At 22.3% G+C, this 18,158-nt stretch carries 17 protein-coding genes; 15 read left to right on the forward strand and 2 right to left on the reverse strand.

What is annotated here, in order from left to right:
* Positions 1–3 precede the first annotated feature (3 nt).
* The 15 genes from nuoE to folC all read left to right on the forward strand — a co-directional run bounded on the left by nuoE (position 4) and on the right by folC (position 16,121).
* On the forward strand, positions 4–522 hold the full coding sequence (gene nuoE, locus AB4W60_RS00700; RefSeq protein ID WP_367676230.1) for an NADH-quinone oxidoreductase subunit NuoE: 519 nt from the start codon (positions 4–6) through the stop codon (positions 520–522).
* Positions 519–1,868 carry an NADH-quinone oxidoreductase subunit NuoF gene (gene nuoF, locus AB4W60_RS00705; RefSeq protein ID WP_367676231.1) on the forward strand — a complete coding sequence of 450 codons (1,350 nt, stop codon included), beginning with the start codon at positions 519–521 and terminating at the stop codon, positions 1,866–1,868. The genes nuoE and nuoF overlap by 4 nt, the downstream gene beginning before the upstream one ends.
* 68 nt (positions 1,869–1,936) lie before the next feature.
* Entirely contained in the window at positions 1,937–4,615 is a 2,679-nt protein-coding gene (gene nuoG, locus AB4W60_RS00710) for an NADH-quinone oxidoreductase subunit NuoG (protein ID WP_367676232.1), read from the forward strand.
* On the forward strand, positions 4,615–5,589 hold the full coding sequence (gene nuoH, locus AB4W60_RS00715) for an NADH-quinone oxidoreductase subunit NuoH (RefSeq protein ID WP_367676233.1): 975 nt from the start codon (positions 4,615–4,617) through the stop codon (positions 5,587–5,589). The genes nuoG and nuoH overlap by 1 nt, the downstream gene beginning before the upstream one ends.
* Positions 5,590–5,613: 24 nt before the next feature.
* The gene (nuoI, locus tag AB4W60_RS00720) at positions 5,614–6,156 is read left to right on the forward strand and encodes an NADH-quinone oxidoreductase subunit NuoI (protein ID WP_343188766.1); all 543 of its coding nucleotides are present in this window, start codon (positions 5,614–5,616) and stop codon (positions 6,154–6,156) included.
* Positions 6,157–6,166: 10 nt separating this feature from the next.
* Positions 6,167–6,664: an NADH-quinone oxidoreductase subunit J gene (locus tag AB4W60_RS00725; protein ID WP_367676234.1), complete on the forward strand. Its 498-nt coding sequence runs from the start codon at positions 6,167–6,169 to the stop codon at positions 6,662–6,664.
* A gap of 58 nt (positions 6,665–6,722) precedes the next feature.
* The gene (gene nuoK / locus AB4W60_RS00730) at positions 6,723–7,025 is read left to right on the forward strand and encodes an NADH-quinone oxidoreductase subunit NuoK (protein ID WP_343188768.1); all 303 of its coding nucleotides are present in this window, start codon (positions 6,723–6,725) and stop codon (positions 7,023–7,025) included.
* Positions 7,022–8,875, forward strand: a complete 1,854-nt coding sequence (nuoL, locus tag AB4W60_RS00735) for an NADH-quinone oxidoreductase subunit L (RefSeq protein ID WP_367676235.1) — start codon at positions 7,022–7,024, stop codon at positions 8,873–8,875. Before nuoK ends, nuoL begins: the two co-directional genes overlap by 4 nt.
* A 148-nt stretch (positions 8,876–9,023) precedes the next feature.
* Complete coding sequence (locus AB4W60_RS00740) at positions 9,024–10,532, forward strand: NuoM family protein (RefSeq protein WP_367676236.1); 1,509 nt, start codon at positions 9,024–9,026, stop codon at positions 10,530–10,532.
* Between the two features lie 15 nt (positions 10,533–10,547).
* Entirely contained in the window at positions 10,548–12,008 is a 1,461-nt protein-coding gene (locus tag AB4W60_RS00745) for an NADH-quinone oxidoreductase subunit N (RefSeq protein WP_367676237.1), read from the forward strand.
* Positions 12,009–12,044: 36 nt separating this feature from the next.
* On the forward strand, positions 12,045–12,512 hold the full coding sequence (locus tag AB4W60_RS00750) for a DNA-formamidopyrimidine glycosylase family protein (RefSeq protein WP_367676238.1): 468 nt from the start codon (positions 12,045–12,047) through the stop codon (positions 12,510–12,512).
* A gap of 11 nt (positions 12,513–12,523) precedes the next feature.
* Positions 12,524–12,859, forward strand: a complete 336-nt coding sequence (locus AB4W60_RS00755) for a hypothetical protein (protein ID WP_367676239.1) — start codon at positions 12,524–12,526, stop codon at positions 12,857–12,859.
* An 85-nt stretch (positions 12,860–12,944) separates the two neighbouring features.
* A complete protein-coding gene (locus AB4W60_RS00760) occupies positions 12,945–13,919 on the forward strand; it encodes a TerC/Alx family metal homeostasis membrane protein (protein ID WP_367676240.1) in 975 nt (324 codons plus the stop codon).
* A gap of 65 nt (positions 13,920–13,984) precedes the next feature.
* Entirely contained in the window at positions 13,985–14,857 is an 873-nt protein-coding gene (accD, locus tag AB4W60_RS00765; RefSeq protein ID WP_367676241.1) for an acetyl-CoA carboxylase, carboxyltransferase subunit beta, read from the forward strand.
* Positions 14,850–16,121, forward strand: coding sequence for a bifunctional tetrahydrofolate synthase/dihydrofolate synthase (folC, locus tag AB4W60_RS00770; RefSeq protein WP_367676242.1), 1,272 nt, complete (start codon positions 14,850–14,852; stop codon positions 16,119–16,121). The genes accD and folC overlap by 8 nt, the downstream gene beginning before the upstream one ends.
* A gap of 75 nt (positions 16,122–16,196) precedes the next feature.
* On the opposite strand, the gene AB4W60_RS00775 is transcribed toward folC, so the two are convergent.
* The gene (locus AB4W60_RS00775; RefSeq protein ID WP_367676243.1) at positions 16,197–17,153 is read right to left on the reverse strand and encodes a ribose-phosphate pyrophosphokinase; all 957 of its coding nucleotides are present in this window, start codon (positions 17,151–17,153) and stop codon (positions 16,197–16,199) included.
* A 25-nt stretch (positions 17,154–17,178) separates the two neighbouring features.
* Entirely contained in the window at positions 17,179–18,054 is an 876-nt protein-coding gene (gene ispE, locus AB4W60_RS00780) for a 4-(cytidine 5'-diphospho)-2-C-methyl-D-erythritol kinase (protein WP_367676244.1), read from the reverse strand.
* Between the last annotated feature and the right edge of the window lie 104 nt (positions 18,055–18,158).

An 18,158-nucleotide genomic window follows, 5' to 3' on the forward strand; every position in this document is an offset into this window, starting at 1 on the left:
ATAATGAACAAAAAAAATTTTTTTAATTTGGATTTAAGTATTTCACCTAAAAAATTCAAATTAAGTAACTCAGAAATTAAATTAATAGAAGAGAAAAAGTGTCATTATGAAACTTCTTTATCTGTATCTATAGAAGCATTAAAAATTGTTCAAGAAAAACGTGGGTGGGTCAGTGATGATGCTATTATTGCTATAGCTAATATATTAAATATATCACCATCTGAAGTTGAAAGTGTAGCAACTTTTTATAGTCAGATTTTTCGCCAGCAAGTTGGTCGTCATATTATACGTTATTGTGATAGTGTAGTGTGTTATATAAATAATTTTGAAGAAGTAAAAAAAACTTTAGAGACTGAATTATCTATATCCTCAGGAGAAACAACTAAAGATTTTCGCTTTACTTTGTTACCTATATGTTGTTTAGGAAATTGTGATAAAGGACCTGTTATTATGATAGATAATAACATTCATTCATGTGTAACTCCATCTTGTATTACTAAAATATTAGAGTATTATCGATGAAAAATATTATTAAAACTGATGAAACACATCCTTTGACATGGAGGTTAAGAAAAGATCAACAACCTGTTTGGTTAAAGGAATACTGTAATAATAATGGTTATGCTTCTATCAAAAAAACTTTTAATCATCTTAATTCTAAGGAATTGACTGATATTATTATTGAATCTGGTTTAAGAGGAAGAGGAGGAGCTGGTTTTCCTACAGGAATAAAGTGGAATTCATTTCATCAAAATACATCAAAAGATTTGACTGTTTACTTAATATGTAATGCAGATGAAATGGAACCTGGAACATATAAAGATAAATTATTAATGGAACAATTACCTCATCAATTGATAGAGGGTATGTTGCTTGGAGCATTTGCTATAAATGCATGTATAGGTTACATTTTTTTACGCGGAGAATATATACAGTCTGGGATAAATTTACAGAAAGCTATTTGTGAAGCTTATAATGCCGGTTATTTAGGAAAAAATATTTTGCATAGTGGTTTTAGTTTTGATATTTTTTTACATATGGGAGCTGGAAGATATATTTGTGGAGAAGAAACTGCTTTAATAAATTCTTTAGAAGGTAAAAGAGCTAATCCCAGATTTAAACCTCCTTTTCCATCTGTAGCTGGTTTATGGGGTAAACCTACTTGTATTAACAATGTGGAAACATTATCAAATGTACCTTCTATAGTTCATTATGGAGTCTCTTGGTATAAAAATTTATCTAAAGGTTCAGATTCTGGAACTAAAATGATGGGTTTTTCAGGTAAAGTAAAAAATCCAGGAGTATGGGAAGTTCCTTTTGGTATATCAGCTAGAGAAATTTTAGAAGAATATGCTTGTGGTATGAAAGATAGTTTTAAATTAAAAGCATGGCAGCCAGGTGGAGCTGGAACTGCTTTATTAACTCCTAGTCATATCGATACACCAATGGATTTTACTAATATTCAAAAATGTGGTAGTAGGTTAGGAACAGCTGTATCTATGGCAATTGATAATACTATTAATATCGTTTCTTTATTATTGAATATAGAGAAATTTTTTTCTAGAGAATCTTGTGGTTGGTGTACTCCTTGTAGAGACGGTTTGCCTTGGATTGTGAATATTTTAAAAGATTTAAAAAATAAACAAGGTCATGAAGGAGATATTGAAACTTTAGAAGATATTTGTTTTAATTTGAATCCAGGTAAAACTTTTTGCGCTCATGCTCCTGGTGCAATATCTCCTTTATTAAGTGGAATTAAATATTTTAGATCAGAATTTGAGTTAGGTATTTCAAATAAAAAATATATTTTTAATCACATAAAAGGAATTCAATCAAACTTGCTTAATTTTAAATTATTTAAAAAATAATTTTTTTAAATAATTTTTATCTTTAAGATTAATTTTTAATTTTTTTGAAATATGGAATAAATTTAATTATGACATCCATTTATATAGATGATAAAAAATATCAAATACAAAATTCAGATAATCTGTTACACGCTTGTTTATCTTTAGGTTTTAATATTCCTTATTTTTGTTGGCATCCTGTTTTAGGTAGTATAGGATCTTGCCGACAATGTGCTGTTAAAGAATATATATATGTTAATGATGAAAAAATTAGTCGTATAGTTATGTCTTGTATGACTCCTATAAAACAAGGATTATTAATATCTGTTAATGATGATGAAGTGAAATCTTTCAGATCTAGTATAATAGAAATGCTTATGACAAATCATCCTCATGACTGTCCTATATGTGAAGAAGGAGGAAATTGTCATTTACAAGATATGACTGTTATTTCAGGTCATAATATTCGTAAGTATAGATTTAATAAACGTACTTTTATTAGTCAATATTTAGGTGATTTTATAACTCATAATATGAATAGATGTATTACTTGTTATCGTTGTGTAAGATATTATAAAGATTATGCCGGAGGTAAAGATTTTGATGTTTATGGTATAAGTAATAAAATTTATTTTGGTCGTTTAAAAGACGGTCCTTTGGAAAGTGAATTTTCAGGTAATTTGATAGAAATTTGTCCTACTGGTGTATTTACTGATAAAATAAGTACTAATCATTATAGTAGAAAGTGGGATATGCAATATTCTCCTAGTGTATGTCATTCATGTAGTATTGGATGTAATATCATTATAGGTGAAAGATACGGAAAAATATCTAGAATAGAGAATAGATATAATAGTGAAATTAATAATTATTTTATTTGTGATTTAGGTAGATTTGGTTATGATTATATTAATTCTAGTAATAGAATTGTATATCCTAAATTGTATGATAAAGATAATTTTATAAAATTAGATTTAAATAATTCTATAAATAAACTAATCGAAATAATAAAAAAATCTAATCATATCATTGGTATAGGATCATCAAGATCAAGTATAGAAAATAATTTTGCTTTATATAATTTAGTTGGAAAAAAAAATTTTTATAATGATAATATAGATAAAGAAAATTCTTGTATAAAACTTATGACTGATGTACTACAAGATAATAATTTTTATACTCCTAGTTTAATAGAAATAGAAAATTATGATGCCATTTTAATATTAGGTGAAGATGTTACTCAAACAGCATCTCGTATGGCTTTGTCTATTCGTCAAGCTATCAATAAAAATATATCAAATACTACTAAAAATACAAAAAATGAAAAGCATTTATTTATTACTAGTATTAAGAATACTAAACTAGATGATATTGCTGAATATAAATATTTTTCTTCACCAGAAGAACAAGCTTGTTTTGGATTTGCTATTGATAATTTAATAAATGATATAGATTATAAAATACAATTTTCATCTGTTAATGAATTTGATAAGATAGATTCAATATCTAAAATTTTACTATCATCTAATAAAGTTTTAATTGTTTCTGGAAGTAGTTTATTAAATGTTTCTATTATACAATCTGCAATTAATATATATTTATCTTTAAAGAAAAAAAAATTGAATCAACAATTAGGTATAGCATTAATACCTAGAGCAGTTAATAGTATTGGGTTAAATTTATTAAGCAATCTATCTTTAGATTTAGCTTTAAAAAGATTAATTTCTTCTGAAATAGATACTGCTATAATTTTAGAAAACGATTTATATAGATGTTTTCAAAAACAAACAGCTGATTTTGCATTAAGTAAAGTAAAAAACTTGGTAGTTTTAGATCATTATATTACTAATACTTCTAATAAAGCTAATATTATTTTTCCTTGTTCTAGTTTTTCTGAAACTACTGGTACTGTATTAAATTATGAAGGCAGATCCCAGCGTTTTTTTAGTGCTCATAATCCTAACTTTTGTAATGATAACTATATAATTGATTCGTGGAGACTTTTACATAAAATTCAAAAAAGATTAGATAATTCGAGTACAAATTGGAATAATTTAGATGATGTTATTAATTGTTTAGTATTACAGTTTCCTAAATTATTAGGAGTAAAATTTGCTGCTCCATCTTCATCTTTTAAAAAAATAGGTCAAAAAATTGCTAGATCTCCTCATAGATATAGTGGTCGTACTGCTATTTTTTCTAATTATAATATACATGAAAAATCTCAACCTCAAGATAAAGATAGTATGTTTACTTTTTCAATGGAAGGTAGTAATAATTTAAATGAATCTTCTTCACATATTCCATTTGTTTGGTATCCTGGCATAAATTCAGTTCATGCATGGATTAAATTTAATTTATTTACAAAAAAAAGTAAAACTAATGTTTCAAATAGTTTTTTAAAAAAAACTAGTAAAAATTATATTCTTTCATTTAATTATATACCTGAACTCAAAAAAAATAATTCTACTTTTTGTATTGTTCCATATTATTTATTATTTGGAAGTGATGAAATGACATATAAATCTACTTTTATTAAAAAAAATACATTTGAATTTGTTATGATTATTAATCAATTATACGAAAATAAATTGAATTTAATAGAAGGAAAAAAAATAAGTTTTATTTGCTCAAAAGAAAAATTTATTTTTACTATACATTTTTCTTCTTCAATTAAAAAGGGCTTAGCAGCGCTTCCTTTAGGTATGCCTGGAATTCCACTATCTTTATCAGGTAAAACAATAAATAATATAAGAGCGATAATATAATGCAAAATTTATATTCAAATAATATTAAATTGGTATCATATAATGTTTATTATGTAATTTTAATAGCATTTATTATTATAATTTCTGGAGCTTTATTAAGTATTTTAGAAAGGCGCTTATTAGCATTATTTCAAAATAGAGATGGTCCTAATAGAGTTGGAATATATGGTAGTATGCAATTAATAGCTGATATGATTAAAATGATTTTTAAAGAAGATTGGATTCCTCCATTTGCAAATTCTATATTATTTGTTATTGCTCCTGTTATATCATTTATTTCTTTACTATTAGTAATTACTATTATTCCTTTTATACCTTTTTATGTAATAACTAATTTTAATTTAGGTATATTATTTTTTATTATGATGTCTAGCTTATCTGTATATTCAATATTGTTTGCCGGTTGGTCTAGTAATAACAAATATTCTTTACTTGGATCTATTAGAGCTGCAGCTCAAACTATTAGCTATGAAATATTTTTAGGTTTATCATTGCTTGGAGTTATAATCCAATCTAATTCTTTTAATTTGTCTAAGATAATTTATGATCAGCAATATGTTTGGAATGTTTTTCCTCAATTTTTAGGTTTTATTAATTTTTTTATATCTTGTTTAGCTATATGTCATCGTCATCCATTTGATCAACCTGAATCTGAACAAGAATTAGCAGATGGATATCATATTGAATATTCTGGTATGAAATTTGGTTTGTTCTTTATAGGTGAATATATTTCAATTATAGTTGTTTCCATGTTAGTTGTTTGTCTTTTTTTTGGCGGTTGGTTAGGTCCTATATTACCACCTTTATTATGGTTTTTAATTAAAACCATGTTTTTTATTTTTATTTTTATTTTAATAAGAGCTTCATTACCCAGACCTAGATATGATCAATTAATGTCTTTAGGATGGAAATACTGTTTACCAATATCTTTAGTTAATGTTTTAATTACTGCTTCTGTAGTTTTATTTAATTAAAATTAAATCAAAGACGGTTATTTTATGATTATTAAAAATTTTTTACTATGTTTTATATCTCAAATTAGAAGTTTGTATTTTGTTTTTATTAATATTTTTTCTAAATCTGAAACTAAAAGGTATCCTGAGGAATCTGTAAATTTATCTCCTAGATATAGAGGTAGAATTGTGTTAACTAGAGACCCTGATGGTGAAGAACGTTGTGTAGCTTGTAATTTATGTTCTGCGGTTTGTCCTGTTGATTGCATTTCTCTTCAAAAATCAGAAAAAAATAACGGAAGATGGTATGCTAAATTTTTTAGAATTAATTTTTCTAGATGTATTTTCTGCGGTTTGTGTGAAGAAGCATGTCCTACAACTGCCATACAGCTTACTCCTGATTTTGAAATGAGTGATTATAATCGTAAAGATTTAGTCTATGAAAAAGATGATCTACTTATTTCTGGTCCTGGTAAATATCCTGATTATAACTTTTATCATTTTTCAGGGGTTTCATCTATATTAAAAAATAAAAATAATATAAAGAATCAATCTACTCCTATAGATGTTAAGAATATATTACCATAGGAAATAAAATATGAATCTTTTTTTTTACATATTTAGTTTTTTATCTATAATTTCGACTTTTTTTACAGTAATTATTACAACACCTGTTTATTTATTATTATCTTTTTTATTTTCTATTATTTCAATATCTGGAGTTTTTATTTCTTTAGGATCTTGGTTTATTGGTGCTTTAGAAATTATTATATATGCTGGAGCTATATTAGTATTATTTATTTTTATACTTATGATGTTAAATGTGTTAAATATTGATGAATATCATAAGTTTAATAAGATAAATCTTTCTGCTTTTTTTCTTTTTTTTCTTTTTTCATTTGTATTAATTTTTTTATTTTCTTATATTCTTTCAATGTTTTCAGATCAAAAAATTAATTATATAATATTTAATATTACACGATTAGGTATTGATTTGTTTAATTCATATGTATTAGCAGTGGAAATTTCTTCAATAATATTATTATCTGCTATAGTTATTATTTTTCATATTGGAAAACAAAGTAAAAATTCTTAAATAATTATTATATAATTTATATATAAGTTTCATATTTAACAAGAGTAATAATTTAATTATGATTTTTTTATCTCACGGATTAATTTTATCTGCTATATTATTTATTTTAGGATTATCATCTTTAATTATAAGGCGCAATTTGTTATTCATATTCATAAGTATTGAAATAATGATGAATTCTTCTGCACTTGCTTTGGTTATTAGTGGTAATTATTGGAATAATAATGATGGTAGTATAATGTATATTTTAGCTATTACTATAGCTGCTGCTGAAGCTAGTATTAGTTTAGCATTTTTGATTCAATTTTATAGAAGATATAAGCATTTGAATATTGATATATTAAGCGAGATATATAAATGAATTTAATATATTTTGTTATTTTATTTCCTTTAATCAGTTTTTTATTTCTATCTTTATCTTATAAATTTATATCAAAAAGTTTAGTTTCAAAGATAGGAGTAGGATCTGTATTACTGTCTACATTAATTTCTTTTTATTTAGTTTTTATTTTTTTTAATCAATATTTTAATTTAACTGTATTTAATTTATATAATTTAATTACTATTGATAAATTTAATATTAGTTTCAATCTATTATTTGATCACTTATCTATAACTATGTTGTTGTTGATAACAATAGTAGGTTTATTAATTCATATTTTTTCAGTTTGGTATATGAATAAAGATTCAGGATATATTAGATTTTTTGCTTATATAAATCTTTTTATTTTTAGTATGATAATTTTAGTTCTGTCTGATAATTTAATTTGTATGTATTTTGGATGGGAGTTAGTAAGTATATGTTCTTATCTTCTTATTGGTTTTTATTATACAGAAATAGAAAATACTAAATCAGCTATGAAAGCTTTTATAGTTACTCGTATAGGAGATATTTTTTTAATTTTATCTATGTTTATGATTTACTATCATTTAGGTACATTGAATCTATCAGAAATAATTCAGATATCTAATATAGATTTATATAAGCATAATTCTTTTATATTGTCATCAATTACATTATTTTTATTATTAGGATCAATAGGAAAATCAGCTCAAATACCTTTGCATACTTGGTTGTCTGATGCAATGGTAGGACCTACTCCTGTTTCAGCTTTAATACATGCTGCAACAATGGTAACTGCTGGTGTATATTTGATAGTTAGAACCCATAATTTATTCTCTTGCACCCCTCAAATACTTTTTGTTATTTCTGTAATAGGTTCTGTTACTTTATTAGTTGGTTCATTTTCTGCATTAGTACAAACAGATATAAAAAAAATATTAGCATATTCGACTATGAGCCAATTAGGTTATATGTTTTTATCTATGGGATTTAATGGATGGAATGCTGCAGTTTTTCATTTAGTTACACATGCCATATTTAAAGCATTATTATTTTTATCTGCAGGTTCTTTGATTTTATTTTGTAAGCATGAACAAAATATATTTAAAATAAATGTATTTTATAAAAAAATTCCTTTTATCTATGCTTGTTTTTTAATTGGTAGTTTATCTCTTTGCTCTTTTCCTTTTATAACATCTGGTTTTTATAGCAAAGAATATATTTTACTTAATATGTTATTACATAAATCTTTTGTATTTTTATCAATAGGATTATTAGGAGCTTTTATTACAGTTTTGTATACATTTAGAATGATTTACATTTTATTTCATAGCAATAAAAAATATTTTTTTTTAAAATACAATAATTTAAGTATTAGTCACTATTTACCATTAATAGTTCTTTTATTCTTATCATGTATTTTTGGATATTTAGTTGATTGTACTTTTGATATTTTTTTTATAAATAATGCAATAAATAAAATATATAAAATTAAATTAGAAATTTTTTCTACTATAATAATTTTTCTTGCTTTGCTTATATCTATTCTATGTTTAGTAGTCTTTCCTAAACAATTTATATCATTTACTAAAATGAAATATATTAATAAAATTTGTAATTTTTTACTTTTTGGTTTTAAATTTGATTATTTATATGAAAAAATTTTTGTTAATTTATACTTTAAAATTATAAGAATTATATCTTCTAAATTTTTGTATGCTTTTTATGATTTACCTATATTATTTATTAAGAACATAAATACTTTTATGATATTAAGCGTTAATGGTTTAACTAGATGGTATATAACATCAACTATTTTAAATTTATTAATAATAATAGTTTATTTATTATTTTATTTTTATTTATAAAAATATTATTTTTATTATTTAAATTTTTTAAAATATATTTTTAATTAATTTATAAAAATAATTTTCATATTTAATATATATAAATTAAGTAATTTTAGAACATTATTTATAAATTTAAAATTCATAAAATGGACATAAAATCAATATTATGATACTAGTATTATTAATAATAATTCCTATTTTAGGTAGTTTATTTTGCTTAAGTTCTGAATGTTTTAATAAAAAATTTCCTAGATTTTTTGCTTTAATAACAATATTAACAACATTTATTATTTCAATATACATATGGATTTATCATTTTTTATATTTTACTTATCATACATATCATTCTAAATGGACGTTAGAATTTTCTGAATCCTGGATTTCTAGGTTTAATATAAATTTTCATTTAGGTTTAGATGGTTTGTCATTAATAATGATTATATTAACTAATATTTTAGGTATTATATCCATAATTGTATCTTGGGATGAAATTAAAAAATCTACAGGTCTTTTTTATTTTAACCTAATAATAATTTTATGTTGTGTTTTAGGAATATTTGTTTCTTTAGATTTATTTTTATTATTTCTTTTCTGGGAATTAATTTTAATTCCTATCTACTTTTTAATTTCTTTTTGGGGATATAATAAAAAATATCGTATAAATGCCGCAAATAAATTTTTCATGTATTCACAAGTTTCTGGAATTATGCTCTTAGTATCTATATTAGGATTAGCTATAAATTTTCATAGTTATACTAATCTATGGACTTTTGATTATAATTTATTAATTAAAACTCCAATGCCAATTTTTGTAGAGTATGTTTTAATGTTTTGTTTTTTTATTTCTTTTGCTATAAAAATGCCTATTGTTCCTTTTCATAGTTGGTTACCAGAAGCTAGCACATATGCTCCAACTGCAGGATCTATAGATTTATCTGCTATTTTAGTAAAAACTGCTGTTTACTGTTTATTACGTTTTTGTGTTTGTTTATTTCCAAATGCTTCTATTTATTTTACTGATTTATTTATGTTTTTAGGTTTAATTAGTATTTTTTATGGTGCTTTTATGGCTTTTTTACAAAATGACATTAAAAGAATTATATCTTATAGTGCTATATCTCATATGGGATTCATTTTAATTGCTATTTATACTGGAAGTAAACTATCTCTTCAAGGTGTTATGATTCAAATAATTTGCAGTAGTCTTTCAATAGCTGCTTTATTTATATTATCAGGACAGATTTATACTATTTTTAAAACTAGAAAAATGCATGAATTAGGGGGATTATGGACTAGCCATACATTTATTGCTAGTTTATTTATTTTTTTTATTTTTGCTAATTTAAGTATTCCTTTTACCGGTAATTTTATTGGAGAATTTTTAATTTTATTAGGATCTTTTTATAAATTTCCTATTATAACGTTCTTTGCTTCTTGTAGTCTAATAATATCATCTGTTTATTATTTATCTATGCTACAGAATATATGTTTTGGAATTGTAAAAAATAAATATATTTTTAGTAAAAATTTTATTAAAGAATATATTATTTCTATCTTTATACTAATTGTATTGATATTTTTTGGTCTTTGCCCGAAATATATATTATATACTACATCTTATGTAATATTTGATATATATAAGTATTTTAATTGTTTTATTTCAATAAAAATATAAGGTTTCAATTTTAACATGATAATTCAAATTTCAGAATTAATCTCTTTTTTACCATTATTAATTTTATTATTTACTGTTATATTATTAATTATATTTATTTCTTTTTATAGGCATCATTTATCTGTACTAATTATTTCAATATTAGGATTAAGTATTTCTGGTTTATCTTTGTTTCTAATTGATTTTAATTTTTTATATATAAATAAATTTATAATTTTTGACAGATCTACTATATTTTATACTTCAATATTAATATTTACTAGTATCACAGTATGTTTTGCATCTTATAATTGGTTATCAAACCATAATCTTAATTCAGAAGAATTTTATATTTTATTACTTATATCTATTTTAGGTTGCATGATATTGATTTTGTCAAATCATATGATAACATTTTTTTTAAGCATGGAATTGATGTCTTTGCCTATTTTTGGTTTGATTGGGTATGTAATTAATAATAAATATTCATTAAATTCATCTATTAAATATATTATATTATCTTCTGTTTCTTCATCCTTCTTACTTTTTAGCATAGCTATATTATATGCTTTGTTTGGTAATTTAAATTTTATAATTTTAGGTAATATATTAAATGATATTACTTTATCTGAACATATAATATTTTTATTATCTATATTAATGATATTAGTTAGTATTAGTTTAAAATTATCTTTATTTCCTTTTCATCTATGGACTAAAGATATTTTCGAAGGTTTATCTTTACCAGTATCTTTTTATATTTCAACATTAGTTAAATTTTCTATACTTATAGCTTTTTTAAAATTATTATTTTGTATTCCTTTATATTACAACAGAGAAATATTTTATTTGTTATACTTTTTTGCTTTTTTTTCAATTATTATTGGGAATATTATGGCTTTATTTGAAAATAGTATACAAAAAATTATAGGTTATTCTTCTATATCTCATGTTGGATATGCAATTTCTATTTTTATTTCTTTAAAAAATTTTGATCTTGCATTAGAAACTATAGGAATATATTTTATATCTTACATTTTGAGTTCTATAGGTTTTTTTACTATTATTAATCATATATCTAATATATATAATATTCCATCAGAAAATTATTTAAGTTACTATCGTGGTTTATTTTGGAAGCATCCTATTTTATCCTTATGTGCAACTTTTATGGTATTTTCTTTACTTGGTATTCCTTTAACAGTTGGTTTTATTGGAAAATTTTATATTTTAATGTTAATTATAAATTCAAAATTTTATTTTCTAATTTTATCTATTATTATAGGAAGTGTATTATCTTTATACTATTATTTAAGAATAATTATTAATTTTTATTTACCTATTTCTAAATCAGTCCAAATTAATAATTATAAACATAATATGAAATTGTTTTCTTTTAATAATTTATTGTTATTTTTTTTATTTTTGATTATTTTTATTTTTGGTATTTATCCAAAAATATTAATTGATTATATAAATTTAATGTACAATATTTAATGCAACTTTTATATAACATGTATAGGTTTAAATTTTATGCCAGAGTTACCTGAAGTTCAATCTACTCTTTTAAGTATATATCCATATTTAATAAGAAAAAAAATTTTATTTTCAGTTGTTAGAAATAGTAATCTAAGATTACCAATATCTAGAGAAATTTATAAAATCAAAAATTATATTATTGTAGATTTATTCAGAAAAGGTAAATATTTAATAATTCATTTAAATTATGGTTATATTATTATCCACTTGGGCATGTCTGGAAATTTATGTATTTTACCAAATCATCAATCTAATATTTTTAATAATAATGATCATATAGATTTATTTATTAGTAATAATAAAATTTTAAGATATAATGATGTTCGTAGATTTGGTTTATTTGTTTGGGTATATGATTTTAGTACCTTTAAATTTATTTCAAATTTAGGTCCAGACCCTTTTAGTAGTAAATTTAGCGCAATATATTTTTTTTCTATCCTAAGGCAAAAAAAACTTTTATAAAAAACTGTTTAATGAATCAATCTATAATTTCTGGTCTAGGAAATATATATTCTAATGAATGTTTATTTCATGCAGGAATATTACCCACAAGAATTTCTAATACATTATCTTTTTATGAAGTTAAAAAATTAGTTTTTATTATTAAATTAGTATTAAAATCTTCTATTAAACTGGGCGGTACAACTATAAAAAATTTTATTTGTACAAATAGAATTTTTGGTTTATTTCATAGAAACTTATATGTTTATAATAGAAAAAATAAGAAATGTTATTTATGTAATAACCTTATAATAAGTATTATACAAAATAAACGTAAGTCTTTTTTTTGTGATTTTTGTCAATATTAATTATTTAATACTTTAAAAATTAAATTATTAGTAATATAATATTTTTTTCGTATTTTTTATTAAAAAATATAAGGATGAATATTATTTGAATAATATTGGTACTCCGATTTTATGGACTAGTTTGTTTATATTTTTTTTTATTATAGTTTTTTTTGATTTATTATTAAACTTTAAGACTTCCAAATCAAAAATATCCTTTAATTTTTCAATATTTTGGTCTATTTTTTTATTTTTTTTATTCTCTATTTTTTCTTTCTTATTATGGTTTTTTCTTAATAATAAATTTGATATATTTATAGCTAATAATAAAATATTGAATTTAATTACGGGTTACTTAATTGAAAAATTTTTATCTATAGATAATTTATTTGTTTGGTTAGTTATCTTTAGGCATTTTAATATTCATTCTTTATGCTTGCAAAGCAAGCTATTAACCTATGGTGTTTTAGGTGCTATATTTTTTAGATTAATAGTTATTTTATCTGGATTCATAATATTAGAAAGATATGACTGGTTTTTTTATATATTTGGTATTTTTATTTTTTATACCGGAATTAAAATATTTTTTGAAAATGAAAATAGTAACCAATTAATTAAAAAAAGTATTTTTTTAAATTTTTTAAAAAAAAGATTAAGAATTACAAATAAATTAAAAAATGATCATTTTTTTATTACAAAAAAAGGATCGATATTCATAACTCCGTTTTTTGTTTCATTAATAATGATTGAATTTAGTGATATTATTTTTGCTTTAGATAGTATTCCTGCTGTATTTTCAATTACTAGCGATTCTTTTATTATTATATCATCTAATTTATTTGCTATGCTAGGAATGAGATCTATATATCTTTTATTATCTTTTATACTTATAAAAAATAAATATTTGAAATATGGTGTTGGAATAATTTTAATATTTATAAGCATAAAAATTTTGCTTAAAAATTATTTGTTTATATCTAATTTTCATTCTTTTATATTTGTGTTGTTAATTTTATTAACAACTTTATTTTTAAATATATTTTTATCTAGTCTTTATAAAATAATAAAATGTTTATTTTAAATTATTTTTTCAAAAAATACTTATTTAAAAATTATTTATTTAATTTTTTTGCTATTAAGGAACAAATGAATTGGATTAAAAATCAGAAAAGAAAAAAAATTAATAATCTATATAAATCTAACATACCTAAAAATTTATGGACTAAATGTAATAGTTGTTTAAATTTTTTATACTATAAAGAACTCAAAGATAATTTATTTGTATGTCCTATATGTAATTATCATATGTATATTTCTGCTCGTTATAGATTACAAAAATTTTTAGATGTTAATTCTTATAAGGAAATAAAAATAAATGATTGTTCTGAAGATTTTTTGAAATTTAAAGATTTGAAATCTTATAAAGATAGACTTTTATTTGCGAGAAATAAAACTAATGAAAATGATGCATTAGTTGTTATGTATGGTTTGCTTTATAAAATTCCTGTTGTTGCTACAGCTTTCGATTTTTATTTTATTGGTGGTTCTATGGGTTCTATAGTAGGATCTCATTTTATATTAGCTATAAAAAAAGCTATAAAAAATGAATGTGCTTTAATATCTTTTGTTGCTAGCGGTGGAGCTAGAATGCAAGAGTCTTTTATTTCTTTAATGCAAATGTCAAGAACTACTTTAGCTTTATCTAAAATTAAAGATAAGCATATTCCTTATATTTCTGTACTAACTAATCCTACTATGGGAGGAGTGTCTGCTAGCATAGGTGTTTTAGGAGATTTAAATATTGCAGAACCAAAATCTTTAATTGGTTTTACTGGACCAAGAGTTATTAAACAAGTTTCAAATAAAATATTGCCTAAAGATTTTCAATCTAGTGAATTTTTAATTGAAAAAGGAACTATTGATATGATTATTAATAGAATTGATATGAGATATAAATTAGCTTGTATTTTATCTAAAATAATGAATATTTCTATTATTAATAATAAAAATCATGAATAAATTTTTAAATATCCCTAATGCTAATTCTTCTCTAAAAGATTGGTTGTTATATATAGAACAACTTAATATTAAAAATATTGATTTAAGCTTAGAAAGAGTTAAATATATAGCATCTAAACTTGATTTATTAAATTTTACTTCAAAAATATTTTTAGTTGCAGGTACTAATGGTAAAGGTACTACATGTTCTATTTTAGAGAATATTTTTTTAAATTCTGGTTTTTCTGTAGGTTTATATACTTCTCCTCATTTATTAAAATATAACGAAAGAATTAAAATTAATGGTGAATTTTTAGATGATTTATTTCATATAAAATCTTTTCATTTAATAGAATCTCATCGTGATTCTATACCATTAACTTATTTTGAATTTATTACTTTGTCTGCTTTGCTTTTATTTAAAGAAAGATCATTAAATGTTATCATTATTGAAGTTGGTTTAGGTGGTAGATTAGATGCTACAAATATTTTAAATCCTGATATATCAATTATAACTAATGTTGACATTGATCATGTAAAATTTTTAGGAAATAATAGATATAAAATTGGTTTAGAAAAGGCTGGAATTTTAAGACCTAAAAAATATGCTATATTTGGAGATGTAAATATTACTTATAGTATCATTGAAATTGCAAATAGTTTGAATAGTAAATTATTACAAAGTAGTTTAGACTATATATATTGGAAATCTGATTTAAATAACTGGATATTTTGGGATAACCAAGGTTTTATAGATAACCTTAAAATTATTAACTATCCATTATCTATAATTTCTTCTGCTATTGCTGCTATTCGTGTTTCTAGACTTCCGGTAAGTAAATTTATAATACAAAAATCTATTAAAGAATTTTTTTTACCTTATAGATTTCAAACTATATCTTACAAACCTAGAATAATTTTAGATGTTGGTCATAATCCTCATGCCGCACTATATATATCTAGTCGTTTAGCTGAAATAAAATCAAAAAAAAGTAAAATATATTTGATTATAGGTATGCTAAAAGATAAAGATATAAAAAACACTTTATTTAATTTAATGAAATATGTGGATTTTTTTTATTGTTCAACTTTACATGTATATAGAGGAGCCACAGCACAATATTTATCACGTTATTTGCCTAATTCTTCTATATTCAATAGTATTACAGAAGCTTTACATTATGCTATTAAACAAGTTAATTTTAATAATGATATTATTTTAGTTTTTGGTTCTTTTATATCTGTTTCTGAAGCTGTATTAGCTCTTAAATATATTTCTTTTTAGTTTAAATTGATATAAATTAATTAGATTCATAAAATTAATGAAATTATTAATAATTTTTTATTATTTTATAGAAAATCATATATGATTAATTTCAAACATTGCAGAAAGAGATTCTTCATTACTAATTCTTCTAATAGCTTCTGCTAACATTCCAGATAGAGTTAATATTCTAATATTTTTTATTTTTTTTATTTCTTTTTTAAGGGGTATAGTATCACATACAACTACTTCATCAATAAAAATATTATTCAGATTTTTTATTGCTTGTCCAGAAAATATTGGATGTGTTGCATAAGCAAATACACGTCTAGCACCTCTTATTTTTAGTGCTTCTGCAGCTTTACATAAAGTACCTCCTGTATCTATTATGTCGTCAACAATTATACAATCTCTGTTTTCTATATCTCCTATTATATGCATTACTTGAGAAACATTTACATTGGGTCTTCTTTTATCTATTATAGCCATGTCGCTATCATAAAGTAGTTTAGCTATTGCTCTGGCTCTAACTACCCCTCCTATATCAGGTGATACAATAATTGGATTATGAAAATTCATTTGTAGCATATCTTCTATTAATACTGCACTTCCAAAAACATTATCTACTGGAACATCAAAAAAACCTTGTATTTGTTCAGCGTGTAAGTCTACAGTTAATACTCTATCAACTCCTACGTTAGATAGAAAATCAGCTACTACTTTTGCCGTAATAGGTACTCTTGCAGATCTAACTCTTCTATCTTGTCTTGCATACCCAAAATATGGAATTACTGCTGTTATTCTACCTGCTGATGCTCGTCTAAGGGCATCTATCATAACTAATAATTCCATTAAATTATCATTTGTAGGGTGACAAGTAGATTGTATAATGAATATATCTCCTCCTCTTACGTTTTCATTAATTTGTACACTTATTTCTCCATCACTAAATTTACCTACAGATGCTTTACTTAAATTTGTATAAAGACGATTAGCAATACATTCAGCTAAATCTGGAACTGCATTACCTGCAAATAGTTTAATATCAGACATATAATAAATTATAACCTTGATAGTTTTATTTTAATTTTTTATTTTTTATTGATTTTAAAAACTTATGTAATATTGAATAATTAGTACTATATGCTAAAAAACTTTTAACATTATTTGGAATTAATTTAATAGCTTTAATAGCTTTTTTTTTTGAATCAAATTTAGTAAATATACAAGACCCTGTTCCTGTTAATCTTGATGAACCAAAATTAGACATAAAATTTATTAATTTATCTATTACTTTAAATTTTTTTCTAATTATTTTTTCAAAATCATTTGTGAAAGGATAATTCATCAATTTATTTATTGATAAATTATGTCTTTGATTTTTTATTTTAAATCTATTAAAAATTTTACTTGTAGAAATTTTTATTTGTGGATTAATTATAATATACCATGTTTTTTTGTTTTTTATTGGATAAATTTTATTTCCTCTTTCTTTAACTATTGAAGTTTTTCCTATGATAAATGCTGGTACATCTGATCCTATTTTTAATCCAATATAAGATAAATATTTTAAAGAAAAATTTATTTTCCATAGAAAATTTAATACTATTAATGTAGTAGCTGCATTTGAAGATCCTCCTCCCATACCTCCTCCTATCGGTATTTTTTTTTTAATTAAAATTGTAGCTCCATCTTTTTCCGATAATAAATTTTTTTGGATTGCGTATTTTTTTAATAGATTAGCTGATTTTAATACTAAATTTTTTTTATTTATTATATTTTTAATAGGTCTAGATAAACAAATCTTTCCTGTTTTATTTATTTTTATTTTAATAAAGTCTCCAAAATTTAAAAATTGAAATAATGTTTGTATATTATGATATTTATCATTGCGTTTATTATTAATATATAGAAATAGATTTATTTTACTAGGAGATGGCCATAATATCTTCATTTTTATTTTAATTTAGTTAAGAATTTTTACTTATTTAATTTGTTTCTGTTAAAATATTGTTACATAATAATATTTTAATTTATAGTTATATAATTTATAATAAT

This window comes from Buchnera aphidicola (Neophyllaphis podocarpi) (assembly GCF_964059055.1).
Taxonomy (GTDB): Bacteria; Pseudomonadota; Gammaproteobacteria; order Enterobacterales; family Enterobacteriaceae; genus Buchnera_M; species Buchnera_M aphidicola_A.

Excerpts from the sequence above, each read along its gene's own strand:
- nuoF (WP_367676231.1), top strand. The coding sequence starts at position 519 with ATGAAAAATATTATTAAAACTGATGAAACACATCCTTTGACATGGAGG.
- AB4W60_RS00750 (WP_367676238.1), top strand. The coding sequence starts at position 12,045 with ATGCCAGAGTTACCTGAAGTTCAATCTACTCTTTTAAGTATATATCCA.
- accD (WP_367676241.1), top strand. The coding sequence starts at position 13,985 with ATGAATTGGATTAAAAATCAGAAAAGAAAAAAAATTAATAATCTATAT.
- nuoH (WP_367676233.1), top strand. The coding sequence starts at position 4,615 with ATGCAAAATTTATATTCAAATAATATTAAATTGGTATCATATAATGTT.
- AB4W60_RS00775 (WP_367676243.1), bottom strand. The coding sequence starts at position 17,153 with ATGTCTGATATTAAACTATTTGCAGGTAATGCAGTTCCAGATTTAGCT.
- AB4W60_RS00725 (WP_367676234.1), top strand. The coding sequence starts at position 6,167 with ATGAATCTTTTTTTTTACATATTTAGTTTTTTATCTATAATTTCGACT.
- AB4W60_RS00745 (WP_367676237.1), top strand. The coding sequence starts at position 10,548 with ATGATAATTCAAATTTCAGAATTAATCTCTTTTTTACCATTATTAATT.
- ispE (WP_367676244.1), bottom strand. The coding sequence starts at position 18,054 with ATGAAGATATTATGGCCATCTCCTAGTAAAATAAATCTATTTCTATAT.
- nuoG (WP_367676232.1), top strand. The coding sequence starts at position 1,937 with ATGACATCCATTTATATAGATGATAAAAAATATCAAATACAAAATTCA.
- nuoI (WP_343188766.1), top strand. The coding sequence starts at position 5,614 with ATGATTATTAAAAATTTTTTACTATGTTTTATATCTCAAATTAGAAGT.
- nuoL (WP_367676235.1), top strand. The coding sequence starts at position 7,022 with ATGAATTTAATATATTTTGTTATTTTATTTCCTTTAATCAGTTTTTTA.
- AB4W60_RS00740 (WP_367676236.1), top strand. The coding sequence starts at position 9,024 with ATGATACTAGTATTATTAATAATAATTCCTATTTTAGGTAGTTTATTT.
- nuoK (WP_343188768.1), top strand. The coding sequence starts at position 6,723 with ATGATTTTTTTATCTCACGGATTAATTTTATCTGCTATATTATTTATT.
- nuoE (WP_367676230.1), top strand. The coding sequence starts at position 4 with ATGAACAAAAAAAATTTTTTTAATTTGGATTTAAGTATTTCACCTAAA.
- AB4W60_RS00755 (WP_367676239.1), top strand. The coding sequence starts at position 12,524 with ATGAATCAATCTATAATTTCTGGTCTAGGAAATATATATTCTAATGAA.
- folC (WP_367676242.1), top strand. The coding sequence starts at position 14,850 with ATGAATAAATTTTTAAATATCCCTAATGCTAATTCTTCTCTAAAAGAT.